The organism is Streptomyces sp. NPDC059994, from assembly GCF_042737755.1.
Lineage (GTDB): Bacteria > Actinomycetota > Actinomycetes > Streptomycetales > Streptomycetaceae > Streptomyces.
Window position 1 is genome coordinate 1 of record NZ_JBHWUR010000149.1, and the last position, 16192, is coordinate 16192.

A 16192-nucleotide genomic window follows, 5' to 3' on the forward strand; every position below is an offset into this window, starting at 1 on the left:
CCCCGGCCGGCCCTGGGGGCCCGCGATCTTGGCCCCCTGGGACCCCCCCCCGGCCCGCCCCCCCCCCCCCGGGGGGGCGGGCGCCTCGCCCCACCCCATTCGAAAAGAGGAATCGCCCATGACTGACGCATCGCGTCGCACCCTTCGCACCGTCGTTCAGACCGTGCTCGCCCTCGCCGCCGGTCTCCCGGTGATCATTGACGCCGCAGGCATCCCGCAGGCCGCCGCCGGCGTCGGCCTGGCCCTCGCCGTGGCGGGTGGCGTTACCCGGGTGATGGCCCTCCCGGTTGTCGAGAACCTGCTGCCCGGATGGCTGCGCCGCGCGCCGAGCGCCGACGACGAGCTGCTCGCCCTCGACCGCACCCGAGACGGGCGCCCGTGACCGACCCGACCCCCGGCGACGTCGCCCTCGAACTCGAAAGACTGCGGGCGACCGTCGAGACCGGGTTCGCCCGCCTCGACGGGGCGCTCGCCCTGCTCGTGCAGCGATCCGATCAGCTCGACACCCGCCTCGCCGATCACGAGCAGCGGCTCGACGCTCTCGAACGGTCCCGGTGGCCGCTCCCGAGCGTCCTCGCGATGGTCGCCGTGATCGGCCTCGCCCTCACCCTGTGGCAGACCGCCGCCCGCTGAACACCGCGCGCCCCCGCCCCGGCCTCGTGGCCGGTTGGGGGGGCGCGCCTTCTGCGTTTGGGGACAGGCCCGGGGGCCCTCGACGGTGCACTCGTCGAGAGCCCCCTGCCCGGGGTCACCGTGCGGGCGATCTACGCGACCGCGTGCACGGGATGTGCTCCCCTTCCACCGCCGCCCGCCCCCGCGAGGGAGGCACGATCCGGGCGGGCGGCGTGGTCTGCGGTGGATGGCTTGGCGTGGCGCCTACGCCCTACCGGCGGCGCCGCAGCCTCGGGCGGTACGGGTGCCTCGACGAGCACGAGCACGGGCTCTTTCCAGCAGTAGCAGCGGTACTTACGTCCGGGGCGATCCGGCGCCGGCGTCACCGCGCGCCGAGAACTCGGAAGCGACGCCCACACCGCAGTGAGGACGAGCAGACCGAGGCTGACGGCGATCGAGAGCACGCCGACGAAAACGGGGTCGAGCCTCATTTCGCCACCTCGGCTACTTCCTTGGGGTCGAAGACGACCAAGCTGAACAGGCCGGCCAGCTCGAACAGCAGGCTCTGCGCGGCCGATTCGGGTATCTCGCAGAGCGGGATGCTCTCTCCGTTGACCAGCCATACGACGCGCTCGCCGTTGACGGCGCCAGGGCGGAACACGGGATCGATGATCTGTTCGTTCTTCACGCCGCCCCCTGGTAGTCGATGCTGAACGTGAAGCGCTTCGCACCGGTGCCGTTGGGGCCGACGTCCCATCGGTCTGCGAGGCGCGACAGGAGGAAGAGTCCTCGACCGTGCTCTGCCCGCCACGGCGGCGCGGCGTGGGGTGGGCGCGGTAGCCACTCAGGGCGATCATCGTTCACCCAGACAGTGACCCCGGACGAGCCCAACGACACGTCCACGGTGATCAGAGCGGCCCGCGTGTGGTGGTACGCGTTCGTAACCACCTCGGACACGCACAGTCGGAGCGACTCGGCGACTTCCTCGTGCCCGAACGCGATCACCAAAACGGCAACCAGATCGCGCAAAATCTTCGGCGTCGTCGCGGTGCGGGGCGCAACGAACCTGTAGCTCACGCCCAGCTCGGGTGGGGGTGCAGGGGGTAAAGCACTCGTGGTCATGTCCTCGTCTCCCAACGCGGTAGGCGCGTCGCAAGCTGCGCGTGGCTATGGCCGCTCCCCGGGGTGACTGCGCGTCAAGACACGCGTCAGCGGCTGCACTTCGCGGTCTGACTGCTCGCGTCGCGGTGCTGCCAGGACCATAGGGTAAAAGGTTGGACCGGTACAACCATGTACCCGAAGGAACTCATCCGGGTGGACCCGTGACGCCGTACCGGGCAAACTCAGGTAGGACAAGGGGAAGGGACACATGCCGCCGAGGGACAATCCGACCGCCCGACAGGTCCGTTTGGGCTCTGAGCTGCGGAAGCTGCGCGAGCGCGCCGGCATGACCGCGCGAGACGCCGGCGGCTTGCTCTCCACCGACGCCGCACGGATCAGCAACATCGAGGCCGGCCGCCTCGGCATCAGCGAGGAACGGATTCGTCGGCTCTTCACGTTCTACCAATCCGACGACGAGGCCCTGCTCGCCGCCCTGTGCACCATCGCCACTGAGCGCAGGGGTACGCACTGGTGGGACGTTTACCGCGGCATCCTCGCCCCCGGTTTCCTGGACATCGCCGAACTCGAACACCACGCAATCGGCCTGCGATGCCTCCAGCCGATGACCTTTCCCGGCGTCCTACAGACCGAGGACTATGCACGCGCGCTCTTCGCCGGCGTCATCCCACAGGTTCCAACCGAGGAAGTCGACGCCCGAGTCGAGCACCGCATGAAGCGCCGCGCGATCTTCGACCGCGAGACTCCGCCACGGTTCGAGGCGATCGTGCACGAGGCCGCTCTACGGATGCGCGTAGGCGGCCGGAAGGTCGCCCGCGATCAGCTCGAATACCTACTGCAAGCATCCGAGCAGGATTGGATCGCGCTCCGCGTGATCCCCTTCGCGGCAGATGACTTCATCGAGGTCACACAAACCGTGATGTACGCGACCGGCACGGTGCCGCAGCTTGACACTGTTCACATCGACACGCCTTTCGGCGGTCGCTTCCTGGACACAGCCGCAGACCTCGACCGGTATCGGGCGCTGCTCGCATTCGCCGAGCAGACCTCGCTCGACCCCGACGAGTCGCGAAGTTTCATTCACCACATCGCAAGAGAACTGTGAGAAATACAGGGATGAACAGCGAACTGAACTGGCAGAAGTCGAGCTTCTCGGGCGGCGGGGGCGAACAGTGCCTGTACGTCGCCGAGAGCGCAGGCTCGATCTTCCTGGTCGAGAGCGACGACCCGGACCGCATCATCAGCACGTCGCCCGAGAAGCTCGCCGCCTTCATCGCAGGAGTCAAGGCAGGCGAGTTCGACCACTTCGTCAACTAGCCCCCTCGACCCTGCGGCGCCCAACGAGCCAACGACCCCCCGCCTGACCTGGGCGGGGGGTTGTTTGCATATGCCAGTCTGCATGTTTGTACCGGTCCACACTTGCAGCGAGATTGCGTGTGGCGCTACGGTCTCACTGCGTCACCACGGCAGGCCGGATCACCCTCCACATCGCGCCTGACGTCGCCTAACTCTGCCCAACGCTGTCTCCGTTGAGCAAGGTCCCCCCGGGGCTGCGCTCCCTTCACCGTTCCAACAATGGTCCGGAGGGACGTAGCCAAGAAGCCGCGGCAGGGAGGTCTCAGTGCAGGTATTACGCCGTCCGACGGCGCCTTACGGTCCAAGGTTGCACGTTCCGGTCGACTATGAACACGCCGTTTGCTCGGGTGTAGAGATCGAGCGCGTGCGCTACAACCCCCGCCGTGGACCGGTGGAGCTGCGCGCCCCCGTGCAGGTGGTCGCGAACCCCCGAGCTGCGATTCGGGCCCTGCGCATCGACATCCGGGGCGTACACGTCACCCTGACCTCGCACGAGATAGCACGCGCCCTGGAATGGGTCGATGGAAGCGGATGGATACAAGCCGTCGCTGCCCTGTACCGCGGCGAAGAAACCGGCTTCACGATCATCCTGCGCGACGGGACGTGCGCCGAGTGGAGGGTTCGACCCGTCCGATTCCTCTCGCTGGAAGTTGCGAACGGCTGCACTCACCGGGAGCTCAGCGCATGAACCTGTCTACACGCCAGCACCCCGAGCCCGCCCTGCTACACGATCGGGTGTTTCCGAAGGCCCCTCGCTCAAGCGGCGGTGCCCGCGACTTCGCGCGGATCGCCATGACCGCATGGGCCGTTCAGCCATCACGCATCGACGACATGGTGCTCTGCGTGAGCGAGCTGGCATCCAACGCAGTCCGCCACGGCGCCCCTTCCGGCCGCCTCTTCCTCGTACGCCTGCTGACGTTCAACGACACGGTAAGAATCGAAGTGCACGACAGCGGCCGAGCATGGCAGAAGCCTCCGTGCACGCAAGCCCCGAGCGACGCGACCGCCGGCCGAGGTCTGTTCCTGGTCGACAGCCTGTCGGACGAGTGGGGCGTACTGCCGCGCACCCCTCTGGGCAAAGTCGTGTGGGCCGAATTTCGTCTGTAGCACCGGCTTGCCCGGAGCCACCATCAAACTTCCGTTCATGCACCCGCGCGGACGGACCGCACCACCTGACTGACAGCAACTCGGAGGAAAGCATGTCCACTTCTACGGCAGCGCCTTGGGGCGTGAACCGCTTAGCCCTGTACCCGAGCATCACCGACGTGCCGTACACCCGCACGGACCTCGATGCGGAGACGCAGACGACCCTCTACTTCGACGCGAACAACAACCGCGTCGAGATGGCGGGGCACGGCACCGGCACGGCCACGGCCAACGCGACCTCGACGTCGTCCGACGGTGGGGGGCCCAACCCGCCCCCGCCCGCCGACTCGGACCTCACCGACGACAGCGACTCGGACTGACATGACCGAGACGCCGGTTCTCGTCGTCACCGCTCTAGGTGACATCACGGCGGATCTGGTGTTGGCAGAGCTGTACGGCCGGGGCGTCCCGGCCGTACGGCTCGACCCCGCCGCCGACTTCCCCGGCGCCGCCACCATGAGCGCCCGAATCGAGCGGGGCGCCTTCACTGGAGAGATCACGACCTCTACCCGCACCGTCGACCTGTCGGCCGTCCGTTCCGTCTACTGGCGGCGACCGACCCCGTTCATCAACCCACAGTCCGCCGAGACGCCCGAGCAGCGGTTTGGGGTGGAGCAGTCCCGCCGCGGCTACATGGGAGCTCTGACCGCTCTTCCAGGGGCCCGGTACGTCAACCACCCCGGGCGTAACCAGGCAGCGGAGAACAAGGCGCTCCAGCTCGCCACGGCCGCGCGCCTCGGGTTCGAGGTCCCCGACACCCTGATCACGAACGTGCCAGCGGACGCCGTGAAATTCGCGACCGACCACGGGAAGGTGATTTACAAGCCCGTTCACCGCGTCCACCTCTCGGGCGAGGATGGGCGGAACCGAACCGTTTGGGTGCGGGCCGTCCAGGGCGACGAACTCGACGACTCGATCGCACTGTGCCCCCATCTCTTCCAAGCCTGCGTGCCGAAGATCGCCGATATCCGCCTCGCCGCCGTTGGGGAAGAGGTCTTCGCGAGCCGGATCGACACCGAGGGCGATCACCTCGACTGGCGCCAGGACCAAAGCCTGATCATCTGCTCGCCGGTCCCTGTCCCCTGCTCGGTCCGTGAGACCGTACGCGCCTTCCTTCATGCGTTCGGACTCACCTACGGCGCTTTCGACTTCGCCCTCGACGCGTCCGGTCGATGGTGGTTCCTCGAATGCAACCCGAACGGGCAGTGGGCGTTCGTCGATGAAGCCACGACGGGTGCCATCGCGAGCGCGCTCGCCGACATCCTCCAGAAGGGTGACACCACATGACCATTGAGACCGCCGCCGCCCTGCGGCACCGACTGGTCGAGCAGCTGGTCGCCGACGGCGTGCTGCACGACCCCGAGGTGCGACGGGCGGCTGAGACCGTCCCGCGCGAGCTGTTCCTCGGCCCCGCGATCTACAAGCCGAGCAGTCCCCCGGGGGTCACGGTCTGGACGCCCACCCGCCGCGATGACACGTCCACCGACGAGTGGCTGCGGCTCACCTATCAGGATCAGACATGGGTGACGCAGATCGACGGGGTGCTCGCCGAGGACGCCACCGGTCCCGTGACCGGGGGAAGCCCGACGTCATCCTCGACTCTGCCCGGAGTCGTTCTCTGGATGATCGAGCAGGCGGGCGTCGCCCGGGGCAAGCGCGTACTGATCATCGGCACCGGTACGGGCCTCTCGACCGCCTACGCGTGCGAGGTGGCCGGCGAGGAGAACGTCACCTCGGTCGAGACCGACCCCGCCGCAGCGGAGCGCGCTCGCAAGGCACTCGCCGAGGCCGGATACGCTCCGACGCTCATCACGGCCGATGGTCTGCGCGGCTACCCCGAGCGCGCCCCGTACGACATCGTGATCGCGTTCTGCTCGATGCGGCACGTCCCCTACGGCCTGCTCCAGCAGATCGAGACCGGGGGGACGCTGCTCGTCACCCTGTCCGGCTGGGGCGTCGCCCATGGTCTCGTCCGCCTAGCGGTCGAGGGGAACGGCGTCGCGGAAGGCCGCTTCCTGCCCGGGTACACGTCGTTCATGATCGCCCGCCCCCATGACCGGCCACCGCACGGGCCGTTCGAGCTGCTGCCCGGGGAGGAGCGGCCGAGCCGGATCGACCCCGCCCTGCTCGATGACTGGACGGGCCGATTCGTCGGACAGCTCGCCGCGCCCTCGGCCGAGCGCCTCGGCATGGGCGCCGAGCAGATCCTGCTCGACGTGGCCACTGGTTCGCAGACTCGGACGCGACCGGCGGCCGACGGTAAGGGTTGGACCGTGGTCCAGCGCGGGCCGCTCAACCTGTGGACCGCCATCGAGGACGCGGTTATGGAGTGGCAGAGCTACGGCTCGCCGCACCTGAGCGACTTCGGAGTGACGATCACTCCGGACTCGCAAAAGGTCTGGCTCGACGTGCCTCACGGATCAAGCTGGACGCTGCCCATCTGAGCCCCGGAATTCGCTCCGCCCGCCGGCGTACTCGCGCGGCGGGCGGCGCCATGCCGTCACTCGTTGCCTGACGGCCCCTCCGCCGCGACGCCGAGGTGCCGGTGCAGGTGGGCACGTGCGACTCGGTACTGCCGTCCGTGGCGCAGCAGCGGCACGGGGTACTTACCGCAGCGGGCAAGGGTGTATCCCGTTGTCCGGCCGAGCAGTAGCGCCCGGTTCGCCGTGTCCAGCGTGACCGCGACCGGCAGCGCCATCAGCTCCTCATGTGTCATCCCCTGCTCGTCTTCACTCATCCCTCGGGCCCCCTCGTTGTGATCGGCCGATCGGCTCTGACCTGACCGACTGACCTATCTGTCTGAGATCAACAACGTAGCGACACCCGTTGACATTGCGCAACCGGCAAAGTTGACTGTGCGACATGCACAATCACCTCACGGCAAGCGACACCATCGGCGCTCAAGTTCGCCGGCACCGAGACCGCCTCGGGATCACCCGCGAGCAGCTCGCCACCGAGTGCGCCCGCCTCGGCGCGGCCGAACTCACCTACGCCGCGATCGTCAGCATCGAGTCGGGGCGACGAAAGCCCGACGGGCGCCGCCGCCGAGAGGTGACGGTCGACGAGCTGCTCGTGCTCGGGCTCGCCCTCGCCGTCCCCCCGCTGCTCCTCGCCCTCCCCGTCGGGAGCGAGGAGACCGTGCCCACCGTCCCGGCCGCCGATCCGCGCGCGCCGCACACCGTGTGGCGGTGGTGGACGGGCGAGGAGACACCCACGCTCTCAGGCCCGGCCGACGGCCGGTACTACACCGACCCCCGGACCATCACCGAGAGCGGCCCGCGGTGGGCCGCAGCGTGGGCTCAGGCGGCTTACACCGCCTCTCTGTACCCCGAGTTCGAGCGCCGTCGGTTCGCCGTCGACAAGGCGCACCGCCGCGCGCAGAGGGCGGGCGACGAGCCCGTGCGAGACAAGGAGCGTGCCACCGACACCCGACAGGACTACTTCGAACATCTCGAACAACTCGCTTACCACATCGACGACATGACCCGAGCGGGTCTCACGGTCCCCCGCCTACCGGCGATTTGGATCGAGGACATGAAGGGGCTCGTCATGCTCGACCACCCCGACTCGGTAACTCCGGAGGAAGACGACTAGATGAGCGGACAGATCACGAAGCGCTGCGGGTGCCGCGACGCGGTGACCGACAAGCAGCTCGGGGCCGCCTGCCCCAAGCTGTCGCAGCGAACGCACGGCATATTCAGCTTGGTTCTTGAGCTGCCCGTCCGAGAGGACGGCACCCGTCGGCGCTTCCGCCGCATGGGCTACGAGACCAAGACCGACGCGACGGCGGACATGACGGCGCTCGCCGCGCTGCTCGACATCGCCGACAGGAAGACCGACCCGGACGGGCGCCGCCGGATCGCTGACCTGTTGGAGACGGTCTCGGCGACCGGGGAGGACATCCCCGACTATGACGAGACCAAGCGGAGGTTCGCGACCGGACAGTCACTGACTCGGCACATGACCGTCGCCGAGTGGCTCGACCTGTGGCTCGCCGGAAAGAAGGGCCTGCGCAAGAGCGGCGCGGACCGGTACGAGGTCGACCTGCGGTGCCACCTGAAACCCCGGATCGGGCACATCCGCCTCGACCGGCTCACGGTGCAGCACCTCGACGGCATGTTCGAAGGCATCGCCGAGACCAACGAGGAGATCCTCGAAGCGAACGTGATGCGGCGCACGGCCGTTGACGAGCTGAAAGCGATCCCCTGGAAGGGGCAGGAGAACCGCGCACGACGGAAGGCACTCAAGGCCGCCATCGAGGCTATGCCGCCCTTCCGCCGGGTGACCAACCCCGCCACTCAGAAGCACATCCGCGACACCCTGCGCGCCTCTCTGAACGTCGCGATCGGGCGCGGGGCGCTCACCTTCAACCCCGCCTCGTACGTCGAGCTGCCGACCGTACAGCGCCCCAAGGCGCTCGTCTGGACGGCCGAGCGAGTCGAGGAATGGCTGCGGACCGGCGCCCGGCCCTCGGCGGTCATGGTCTGGACCCCCGAGCAGGCCGGACAGTTCCTCGACTTCCTTGCGGACACGAATCAGCGCCTGTACGGCGTGTTCCACACGATCACGTTCCGGGGCCTGCGCCGCGGCGAGGCGTGCGGCGTCCGGAAGGCCGACTACGCCCGCGCGTCCCGGCTGATGACCATCGCGACACAGCTCGTGCAGGACGGATGGGAGGTGAGGGAGAGCGCGCCGAAGACCAACGCGGGCGAGCGCGTGATCTCGATCGACGACTACACCGACGAGATCCTCGAAGCCGAGGCCCTGCGGCAAGACGTCGACCGCATCGAGTGGGGCGAGGCATGGGTCGAGTCGGGCCGGCTGTTCACCCGCGAGAACGGGGAGTGGATCCACCCGGGGTGGCTGACCGACCAGTTCGAGAAGCTCGTCGAGCTCGCCGGACTGCCGCCGATCCGGCTGCACGACCTGCGGCACGTCGCCGCCTCGCTCATGCTCGCCGCCGGCGTCGACATCAAGATCGTGTCCGAGACCCTCGGCCACAGTGAGACCCGCGTCACGCACGACATCTATCAGTCCGTCATGCCCAAGCAGGCGGCCGACGCCGCCGAGGCAACCGCCGCCATGGTGCCGCGGGGTGGCGTCCGCCGGCCCGCGCCGGAGCCCGATCCGGACCCGGCCGAGCCCACCGCCGAGCAGGCGGCGCAGTCGGTTCTCGATCAGCTCGTCGCCCGGATCGTCGGCGCGGCCGAGCAGGACGGGCGCCCGGTCGAGGAGCTCGCGCGGTTGGCGCTGGCCCACCTCGCCGAGGGTGCGGCCGAGGTTCCGGAACAGGATGGCCTCACGACGGCCTCACATGAGGGCGCGAAGATCATCGCGTTCCGTCCCCGCCTGATCGGGGCATAAGAAAAACCCCAGGTCACGGCGAGTGAGTCCTGAGGTTCTTCTAGAGCCGCCTTCGGGATTCGAACCCGAGACCTACGCATTACGAGTGCGTTGCTCTGGCCAACTGAGCTAAGGCGGCACGCCGTCCGCACCATGGTGCGATCAGCAACGCGGCCAAGTCTACACAGTTTCCAGGGGTGCTCCTGACCACCCCTGTTCGAGGGACTTCTGCAGCTCAGGTGCACTTCTTGCCCTCGGGCGGGGCCGTGCCCTCCAGGAGGTACGTGTTGATCGCGGTGTCGATGCAGTCGCTGCCCCGGCCGTACGCCGTGTGGCCGTCGCCCTCGTAGGTGAGGAGCCTGCCGGAGGTCAGCTGGGAGGCCATGGACTTCGCCCACTTGTAGGGGGTGGCCGGGTCGCGGGTGGTGCCGACCACGACGATCGGGGCCGCGCCCTTCGCCTCGATGCGGTGCGGGGTGCCGGTGGCCCTGACCGGCCAGTACGCGCAGTTCAGTGCCGCCCAGGCGAAGCCCTCGCCGAAGACCGGGGAGGCCTTCTCGAAGGAGGGGACCGCGGCGTCGACCGCGGCGGGGCCGGAGAAGGAGGGGGGCAGGTCGAGGCAGTTCACGGCCGTGTTCGCGTACATCAGGTTGGCGTACCTCCCCTCCGCGTCCCGCTCGTAGTACGAGTCGGCGAGGGTCAGCAGGCCCCCGCCGTCGCCGTGCATCGCGCGCGTGAGGCCGGTGCGCAGCTCGGGCCAGGTCGTCTCGTCGTACATCGCGGCGATCACGCCCGTCGTGGCGAGCGCCTCGCCGAGCTTGCGGGACTCACCCGTCTCGACCGGCTTCGCGTCGAGGTCGGCGAAGAACTTCTTGAGCCGCGTCGACGCGTCCGCCACCGACGTCGTGCCCAGCGGGCAGTCCTTGCTCCGCACGCAGTCCGCCGCGAACGACTGGAACGCCGTCTCGAAGCCCGCCGTCTGGTCGCGGTTCATCTCCAGGGCCGGCAGGGACGGGTCCATCGCGCCGTCGAGGACCAGGCGCCCGGTGCGGTCCGGGAACAGCTCGGCGTAGGTCGCGCCCAGGAAGGTGCCGTAGGAGGCGCCCACGTAGTGCAGCTTCTTGTCGCCGAGCAGCTGCCGCAGGATGTCCATGTCACGGGCCGCCTCGACCGTGGAGACATGCGGCAGCACCTTCCCGGAGCGGGTCTCGCAGCCCTTCGCGAAGTTCTTGAACGAGGTCGCGAGCGCCCCCTTCTCGGCGTCGTCGTCCGGGGTCTGGTCGACCTGGGTGTACGCGTCCATCTGCTGGCTCGTCAGGCATTCGACGGGCTCGCTGCGGGCCACCCCGCGCGGGTCGACGGCCACCATGTCGTACCGGGCCCGGACCGGGGCGGGGTAGCCGAGGCCCGCGTACTGCTGGAGGTAGCCGACCGCCGTGCCGCCCGGGCCACCCGGGTTGACCAGGAGCGACCCGATCCGCCTGCCCGGGCCGGTGGCCTTCTTGCGGGCGACCGCCAGCTTGATGGAGGTGCCCGCCGGCTTGTCGTAGTCCAGCGGCGCCTTCATGGTGGAGCACTCGAAGCCCGGTACGCCGCACGCCCGCCACGTCAGCTTCTGCTGGTAGTACGTGCGCAGCGCGGCTGACATCTGGGCGCCCGCGGCCGATGTGGTGGACGCCGTCGCGGTGGTGGACGAGCTGCCCGACGAGCATCCGGAGGCGAGCAGCGCGGCTGTCGCGACAGCGAGGGCGGAGGTACGGAGCAGGCGCCTGGAGTCCATCCCCGGAGCGTAACCGGGGAGTGACGGCATGTGCCCCGTTGGTTGCCGGACGACGGCTCGTACGAGTGAGCCGGTCAACCGCGGGGCCAGGGGACGGCCGGGGGCGGTATCGTCCCCGGCCGCCCTACCCCGCCCGCAGCGCCAGCGTCATCGCCTCCACCGCCAGCAGCGGCGCCACATTGCGGTCCAGTGCCTCGCGGCAGGCGAGGACCGCCTCTATGCGGCGCAGGGTGCCCTCGGGCGCGGAGCCGCGCGCGATACGGTCCACCGCGTCCCGTACCTCCTCGTTCGCCAGCGCGATACGGGAGCCGAGCTGGAGCGCCAGGACGTCGCGGTAGAAGCCGGTGAGGTCGGTGAGGGCGAGGTCCAGGCTGTCCCGCTGCGTACGCGTCTTGCGGCGCTTCTGGCGGTCCTCCAGGTCCTTCATCGCCCCGGCGGTGCCGCGCGGCATACGGCCTCCGGCCTGGGCGCCGAGGGCCGCCTTCAGATCATCGGTCTCCTTGACGTCGACCTCTTCCGCGAGCTGCTTGGCGTCCTCGGCGGCCGTGTCGACCAGCTCCTGGGCGGCCTTGAGGCAGCCCCCCACGTCCTCGACCCGGAGCGGCACCTTCAGCACGGCGGCGCGGCGGGCGCGCGCGCGGTCGTCGGTGGCGAGGCGGCGGGCCCGGCCGATGTGGCCCTGGGTGGCGCGGGCGGCGGCGAGGGCGGTCTCCGCCGGGATGCCGTCACGGCGGGTGAGCACCTCGGCGACGGCCTCGACCGGCGGCGTCCGCAGTGTCAGATGGCGGCAGCGCGAACGGATGGTCGGCAGCACGTCCTCCAGCGACGGCGCGCAGAGCAGCCACACCGTGCGCGGGGCGGGCTCCTCCACGGCCTTCAGGAGCACATTGCCCGCGCCCTCGGTGAGCCGGTCGGCGTCCTCCAGGACGATCACCTGCCAGCGGCCGACGGCGGGCGACAGCTGGGCGCGCCGGACGAGGTCGCGGGTCTCCTTGACGCCGATGGAGAGCAGGTCGGTACGGATGATCTGCACGTCCGCGTGCGTGCCGACGAGCGCGGTGTGGCAGCCGTCGCAGAAACCGCAGCCGGGCTGCCCGCCCAGGGCCCGGTCCGGGCTGACGCACTGGAGCGCGGCGGCGAACGCGCGCGCGGCCGTGGACCGGCCCGAGCCGGGCGGCCCGGTGAACAGCCACGCGTGCGTCATCTTCGACGCGTCCGGGACGGGCTCGCCGGCCGAGACCGCGGTCACCTGCGTGTCGGCGTCGCGCGCGGCAGCGGCCAGCTGCTCCCGCACCCGGTCCTGGCCGACCAGGTCGTCCCACACCGTCATGGGTCACCGCCTCCGCGCTCTGTTCCGCCCCGTACGTCCCCGCTACGACCCCATTGTGAGGGAGGGGTCGGACAATCCCGTCCGGCGCGGCTTTCCCGCAGGTCAGCGGCGGCGGCCCCGGCGGTCGTCATCGTCGTCGGCGCGCGGCCCGAGCAGCTCGTCGGCGAGCGAGGGCAGATCGTCAAGCGGGGTCTCCTCGGCCCAGTCAGAACGCCGCTTGGGCCGCCGGCCCCGCTTCGCCTCCGCTCCGGCCCCGGGCTCCGCGCCCAGCTGCTCGGGGTCGACCTGCGGCAGCTCCCGCGTCCGCTCGTTCGCCCGCTCGGGCTGCTCCTGCTCGTCCCGGAAGATCCCCCGCGGGAACCGCTCCGCGTCCCGCACCGGCGGCAGGACCGTCGTCTCCTCGGCGTCCCGCGCCCGCTCCCGTACGGGAGGCAGCACCGTCGTCTCGTCCGCGTCCCGTACAGGCGGCAGCACCGTCGTCTCGGCGGCCTCGGCCGGGACCTGCGGCAGGACCGTGGTCTCTGCGGCGTCCCGAGCGGACCGGCCAGGGGCGTCCGTGCCCGGCACCGCGACTTCCTGGGTGATCTCGTTGGGGCTCACCTCGGGGCGCCCGTCCGGGTTCACGACGGGCGTGGGCACCGTCACCTCGGAGGCGGACTCCGCCTCGGGCTTCCGCCTCGCGCGCGTGGCCGAAGCCTCCGCGCCCTTGGCGGGAGCGGAGGGAGACGCCGTCGCAGGGGCGGAGGGAGAGCCCGTGGCGGTCGGCGCGGCGGCCGCCGCGGCCGCCGCAGCCGCAGCCGCCGCACTCGCCGCCTCCGCGAGCCGCCGGGCCTCCTCGGCCCGCCGCAGCGCCTCCTCGGCCTTGCGCTGCTTCTCCAGACGGCGCTCCTCGGCCTCGGCGCGCAGCCGGGCCTGCTCCTCCGCCTGCTTGCGCAACCGGGCCTGCTCGGCCTCGGCGGCCTTGGCCTCCGCCTCGCGCCGGACGCGCTCCTCCTCGGCGAGACGCCTGGCCTCCTCGGCCCGCAGCCGGGCCTCCTCCGCCTTGCGCTCCTCCTCGCGGCGGCGCGCCTCCTCCAGCTCGCGCCGCTTGCGCTCCTCCTCCTCGGCGCGCAGCTTGGCGAGCTGCGCCTGGCGCTCGCGCTCCAGGCGCTCCTCCTCGGCCTTGCGCGCGGCCTCTTCCTCGGCCTTGCGCCGGGCCTCCTCCTCGGCCGCCTTGCGCGCCTCCTCCTGGGCCTTCACCTCGGCCTCGGAGAGCGGCAGCACCTGGTCGAGCCGGTGGCGTACGACCTTGGTGACCGCCTCGGGCTCCTGGCCCGCGTCCACCACCAGGTAGCGGGACGGGTCGGCGGCCGCCAGGGTGAGGAAACCTGCCCTTACGCGCGCGTGGAACTCGGGCGGCTCCGATTCGAGCCGGTCCGGCGCCTCCGTGAACCGCTCGCGCGCGGTCTCCGGCGACACGTCGAGCAGCACGGTCAGATGCGGTACGAGACCACCCGTCGCCCAGCGGTTGATCCGGGCGACCTCGGTCGGCGACAGATCGCGCCCGGCGCCCTGGTAGGCGACCGACGAGTCGATGTAGCGGTCCGAGATGACGATCGCGCCGCGCTCCAGGGCGGGGCGGACCAGCGAGTCGATGTGCTCGGCGCGGTCCGCCGCGTACAGCAGGGCCTCCGCGCGGTTGGAGAGCCCGGCACTGGAGACGTCGAGCAGGATCGAGCGCAGCCGCTTGCCCACCGGGGTCGCGCCCGGCTCACGGGTCACCACGACCTCGTGGCCCTTGGCCCTGATCCACTCGGCCAGCGCCTGCGCCTGCGTGGACTTGCCCGCGCCGTCGCCGCCCTCAAGGGCGATGAAGAAGCCGGTCGGGGCCGGGGCCTGCACCGGGTCGGCGCCGCGCACCGCGTCCCGCAGATCGCGCCGCAGCGGCACGCCCTGCCGGTCGTCGGTCTTGGCCAGGACGACCGCGGCGACCGGCAGCAGCAGCGCGCCGACGAGCATCAGCGTGAAGCCGGCGCCGCCGTGCGCGAAGACGAAGCCGTCGCCGGCCAGACGGTGCGGGCCGATGGCGGCGGCGACCAGCGGGGCGAGGATCGCGCCGAGGCCGATCGCGACCCGTACGACCGCCTGGAGGTGGTCGGTGGTGCGGGCCCGGCGGTGCTCCTCGGTCTCCTGGTCGATCAGCGTGTGCCCGCTGTTGGCCGCCACACCTGCGGCGACACCTGCGAGGAGCGCGATGAACAGGACCGTCGCGGTGTCCGAAACCAGCCCCATCGCGAGCAGCGCGACCCCGGTGGCCGCGATGGCCAGCGAGAGCAGCCGCCGCCGCGAGAGGACGGGGAGCACCTTCGGCGCGGTACGGATACCCACGCCCGCGCCGCCGATCAGAGCGAGCACCAGCAGCGCGAATGAGGCGGCCCCGCCACCGAGGTCCGCCGCGTGCAGCACGGCGACGGCCACCGCCGACGCGAGGGCGCCCGCGACCGCCCCGCAGGCCGGCACGAGCAGCGGAATCGCGCCCGTACGCCCCTTGTCCGGACCGGCGCCGGTCGAGGGCCTGCGCAGCCCCTCCAGCGGCGAGCGGGCGCGCGGAGTCTGGGAGTCCGGGAGTTCGAGCATCGCCAGGACGGAGACGGACGCGGCGAACAGACCGGCCGCCACGTACGAGCCGAGTGCCGCCTGGTGCAGCGAGAACCAGTCGATGCCCTTGCCGAGGCCCTTGCTCACGAGCGCGGCCACCAGCAGGGCGGCGGCGGCCGTCGGCACGGACGCGAACGTCGTACGCAGCGACAGGCGCCGCAGCGCGCCCAGATGGTCCGGCAGCGGGCGCACGGCGGCGCCCTCCAGCGGGGGCGCGGGCAGCAGCGCGGGCGCCGCGCTCTCCTTGCACACCGTCCAGAACCGCTCGGCGACACCGGCCACGAAGGCGGTGGCCAGCAGGAAGACCAGCGCGTTGTCGGGGGTCCAGTCGATCCACAGCGGCGCGACGATCAGCAACGCGGCGCGTACGCCGTCCGCCCCGATCATGGTCCAGCGCCGGTCGAGCGGACCGCTGGGCGCGGTCAGCGCGGACACGGGTCCGAGCAGCACCGCCCCGAAGAGGAACGTCGCGAGGACCCGGGCGCCGAGCACCGCGGCCACGGCGAAGGCCGCGCCCCGGTAGCCCCCGCCGAGGGCGTCCTCGGAGACCGCCGCCTGCAGGGCAAGCAGCAGCAGGACGAGTACGGCCAGGGCGTCGCCGATCCCGCCGACGAACTGCGCGCTCCACAATCGCCTCAGCGGCGGGATACGCAACAGGGCCCGTACGGCACGCTCGCGTGAGTCTGCGGCTAGGGCGTCGGAAACGGGGCTCACGACCGTGGGGGTCCCCCCTACGCCATCGGAGCTCTGGGGATGCTCGGCTCGCGTCATCCGCCCAGCCTATCCGGAGCGTCCAGATCCCCGAGGGCCCGCCCGAACATACGGGCGGGATCCGCTCGCCGTACGGGCCCGGCCGGGGTCATCGCCCC

Annotated in this window: 17 protein-coding genes and 1 tRNA gene; 11 read left to right on the forward strand and 7 right to left on the reverse strand. The window is 70.9% G+C overall.

The features are described from left to right. The first annotated feature begins 118 nt into the window (after positions 1 to 118). Positions 119 to 382, forward strand: coding sequence for a hypothetical protein (locus ACFWA7_RS37160; RefSeq protein ID WP_385827523.1), 264 nt, complete (start codon positions 119 to 121; stop codon positions 380 to 382). Continuing rightward, positions 379 to 633, forward strand: a complete 255-nt coding sequence (locus ACFWA7_RS37165; RefSeq protein ID WP_385827525.1) for a hypothetical protein — start codon at positions 379 to 381, stop codon at positions 631 to 633. The genes ACFWA7_RS37160 and ACFWA7_RS37165 overlap by 4 nt, the downstream gene beginning before the upstream one ends. Positions 634 to 1099: 466 nt before the next feature. On the opposite strand, the gene ACFWA7_RS37170 is transcribed toward ACFWA7_RS37165, so the two are convergent. Continuing rightward, positions 1100 to 1300 carry a hypothetical protein gene (locus ACFWA7_RS37170; protein WP_385827527.1) on the reverse strand — a complete coding sequence of 67 codons (201 nt, stop codon included), beginning with the start codon at positions 1298 to 1300 and terminating at the stop codon, positions 1100 to 1102. Continuing rightward, a complete protein-coding gene (locus tag ACFWA7_RS37175; RefSeq protein WP_385827529.1) occupies positions 1297 to 1689 on the reverse strand; it encodes an ATP-binding protein in 393 nt (130 codons plus the stop codon). The genes ACFWA7_RS37170 and ACFWA7_RS37175 overlap by 4 nt, the downstream gene beginning before the upstream one ends. Positions 1690 to 1981: 292 nt before the next feature. Between ACFWA7_RS37175 and ACFWA7_RS37180 the strand changes: the two genes are divergently transcribed. The 7 genes from ACFWA7_RS37180 (at position 1982) to tgmC (ending at position 6677) form a co-directional block, all read left to right on the forward strand. Continuing rightward, the gene (locus tag ACFWA7_RS37180; protein ID WP_385827531.1) at positions 1982 to 2836 is read left to right on the forward strand and encodes a helix-turn-helix domain-containing protein; all 855 of its coding nucleotides are present in this window, start codon (positions 1982 to 1984) and stop codon (positions 2834 to 2836) included. An 11-nt stretch (positions 2837 to 2847) separates the two neighbouring features. Next, on the forward strand, positions 2848 to 3048 hold the full coding sequence (locus ACFWA7_RS37185; protein ID WP_385827533.1) for a DUF397 domain-containing protein: 201 nt from the start codon (positions 2848 to 2850) through the stop codon (positions 3046 to 3048). A 346-nt stretch (positions 3049 to 3394) separates the two neighbouring features. Then, the gene (locus tag ACFWA7_RS37190) at positions 3395 to 3775 is read left to right on the forward strand and encodes a hypothetical protein (protein ID WP_385827535.1); all 381 of its coding nucleotides are present in this window, start codon (positions 3395 to 3397) and stop codon (positions 3773 to 3775) included. Further along, positions 3772 to 4194 (forward strand): ATP-binding protein, encoded by a 423-nt coding sequence (locus ACFWA7_RS37195; protein ID WP_385827537.1) that lies wholly within the window; start codon positions 3772 to 3774, stop codon positions 4192 to 4194. Before ACFWA7_RS37190 ends, ACFWA7_RS37195 begins: the two co-directional genes overlap by 4 nt. Positions 4195 to 4316: 122 nt before the next feature. Further along, positions 4317 to 4553 (forward strand): putative ATP-grasp-modified RiPP, encoded by a 237-nt coding sequence (gene tgmA, locus ACFWA7_RS37200; RefSeq protein ID WP_385827539.1) that lies wholly within the window; start codon positions 4317 to 4319, stop codon positions 4551 to 4553. 1 nt (position 4554) lies between these two features. Next, positions 4555 to 5520: an ATP-grasp ribosomal peptide maturase gene (tgmB, locus tag ACFWA7_RS37205; protein ID WP_385827541.1), complete on the forward strand. Its 966-nt coding sequence runs from the start codon at positions 4555 to 4557 to the stop codon at positions 5518 to 5520. After that, positions 5517 to 6677 carry an ATP-grasp peptide maturase system methyltransferase gene (gene tgmC / locus ACFWA7_RS37210; protein WP_385827543.1) on the forward strand — a complete coding sequence of 387 codons (1161 nt, stop codon included), beginning with the start codon at positions 5517 to 5519 and terminating at the stop codon, positions 6675 to 6677. Before tgmB ends, tgmC begins: the two co-directional genes overlap by 4 nt. 56 nt (positions 6678 to 6733) lie before the next feature. Here the strand turns inward: tgmC and ACFWA7_RS37215 are convergent, their stop codons facing one another. Further along, on the reverse strand, positions 6734 to 6970 hold the full coding sequence (locus tag ACFWA7_RS37215) for an integrase (protein WP_385827545.1): 237 nt from the start codon (positions 6968 to 6970) through the stop codon (positions 6734 to 6736). Between the two features lie 125 nt (positions 6971 to 7095). Here ACFWA7_RS37215 and ACFWA7_RS37220 point away from each other — a divergent pair, with 125 nt between their 5' ends. Further along, positions 7096 to 7827 (forward strand): hypothetical protein, encoded by a 732-nt coding sequence (locus ACFWA7_RS37220; protein WP_385827547.1) that lies wholly within the window; start codon positions 7096 to 7098, stop codon positions 7825 to 7827. After that, positions 7828 to 9597, forward strand: coding sequence for a tyrosine-type recombinase/integrase (locus ACFWA7_RS37225; protein WP_385827549.1), 1770 nt, complete (start codon positions 7828 to 7830; stop codon positions 9595 to 9597). Between the two features lie 44 nt (positions 9598 to 9641). Here the strand turns inward: ACFWA7_RS37225 and ACFWA7_RS37230 are convergent. The 4 genes from ACFWA7_RS37230 to tmk all read right to left on the reverse strand — a co-directional run bounded on the left by ACFWA7_RS37230 (position 9642) and on the right by tmk (position 16094). Beyond that, a tRNA-Thr gene (locus ACFWA7_RS37230) sits at positions 9642 to 9715 on the reverse strand. Between the two features lie 96 nt (positions 9716 to 9811). Then, positions 9812 to 11356, reverse strand: a complete 1545-nt coding sequence (locus tag ACFWA7_RS37235; protein WP_385827551.1) for an alpha/beta hydrolase — start codon at positions 11354 to 11356, stop codon at positions 9812 to 9814. Positions 11357 to 11480: 124 nt separating this feature from the next. After that, entirely contained in the window at positions 11481 to 12686 is a 1206-nt protein-coding gene (locus tag ACFWA7_RS37240; RefSeq protein ID WP_385827553.1) for a DNA polymerase III subunit delta', read from the reverse strand. 102 nt (positions 12687 to 12788) lie between these two features. Next, positions 12789 to 16094 carry a dTMP kinase gene (gene tmk, locus ACFWA7_RS37245; RefSeq protein WP_385827555.1) on the reverse strand — a complete coding sequence of 1102 codons (3306 nt, stop codon included), beginning with the start codon at positions 16092 to 16094 and terminating at the stop codon, positions 12789 to 12791. Positions 16095 to 16192 lie beyond the last annotated feature (98 nt).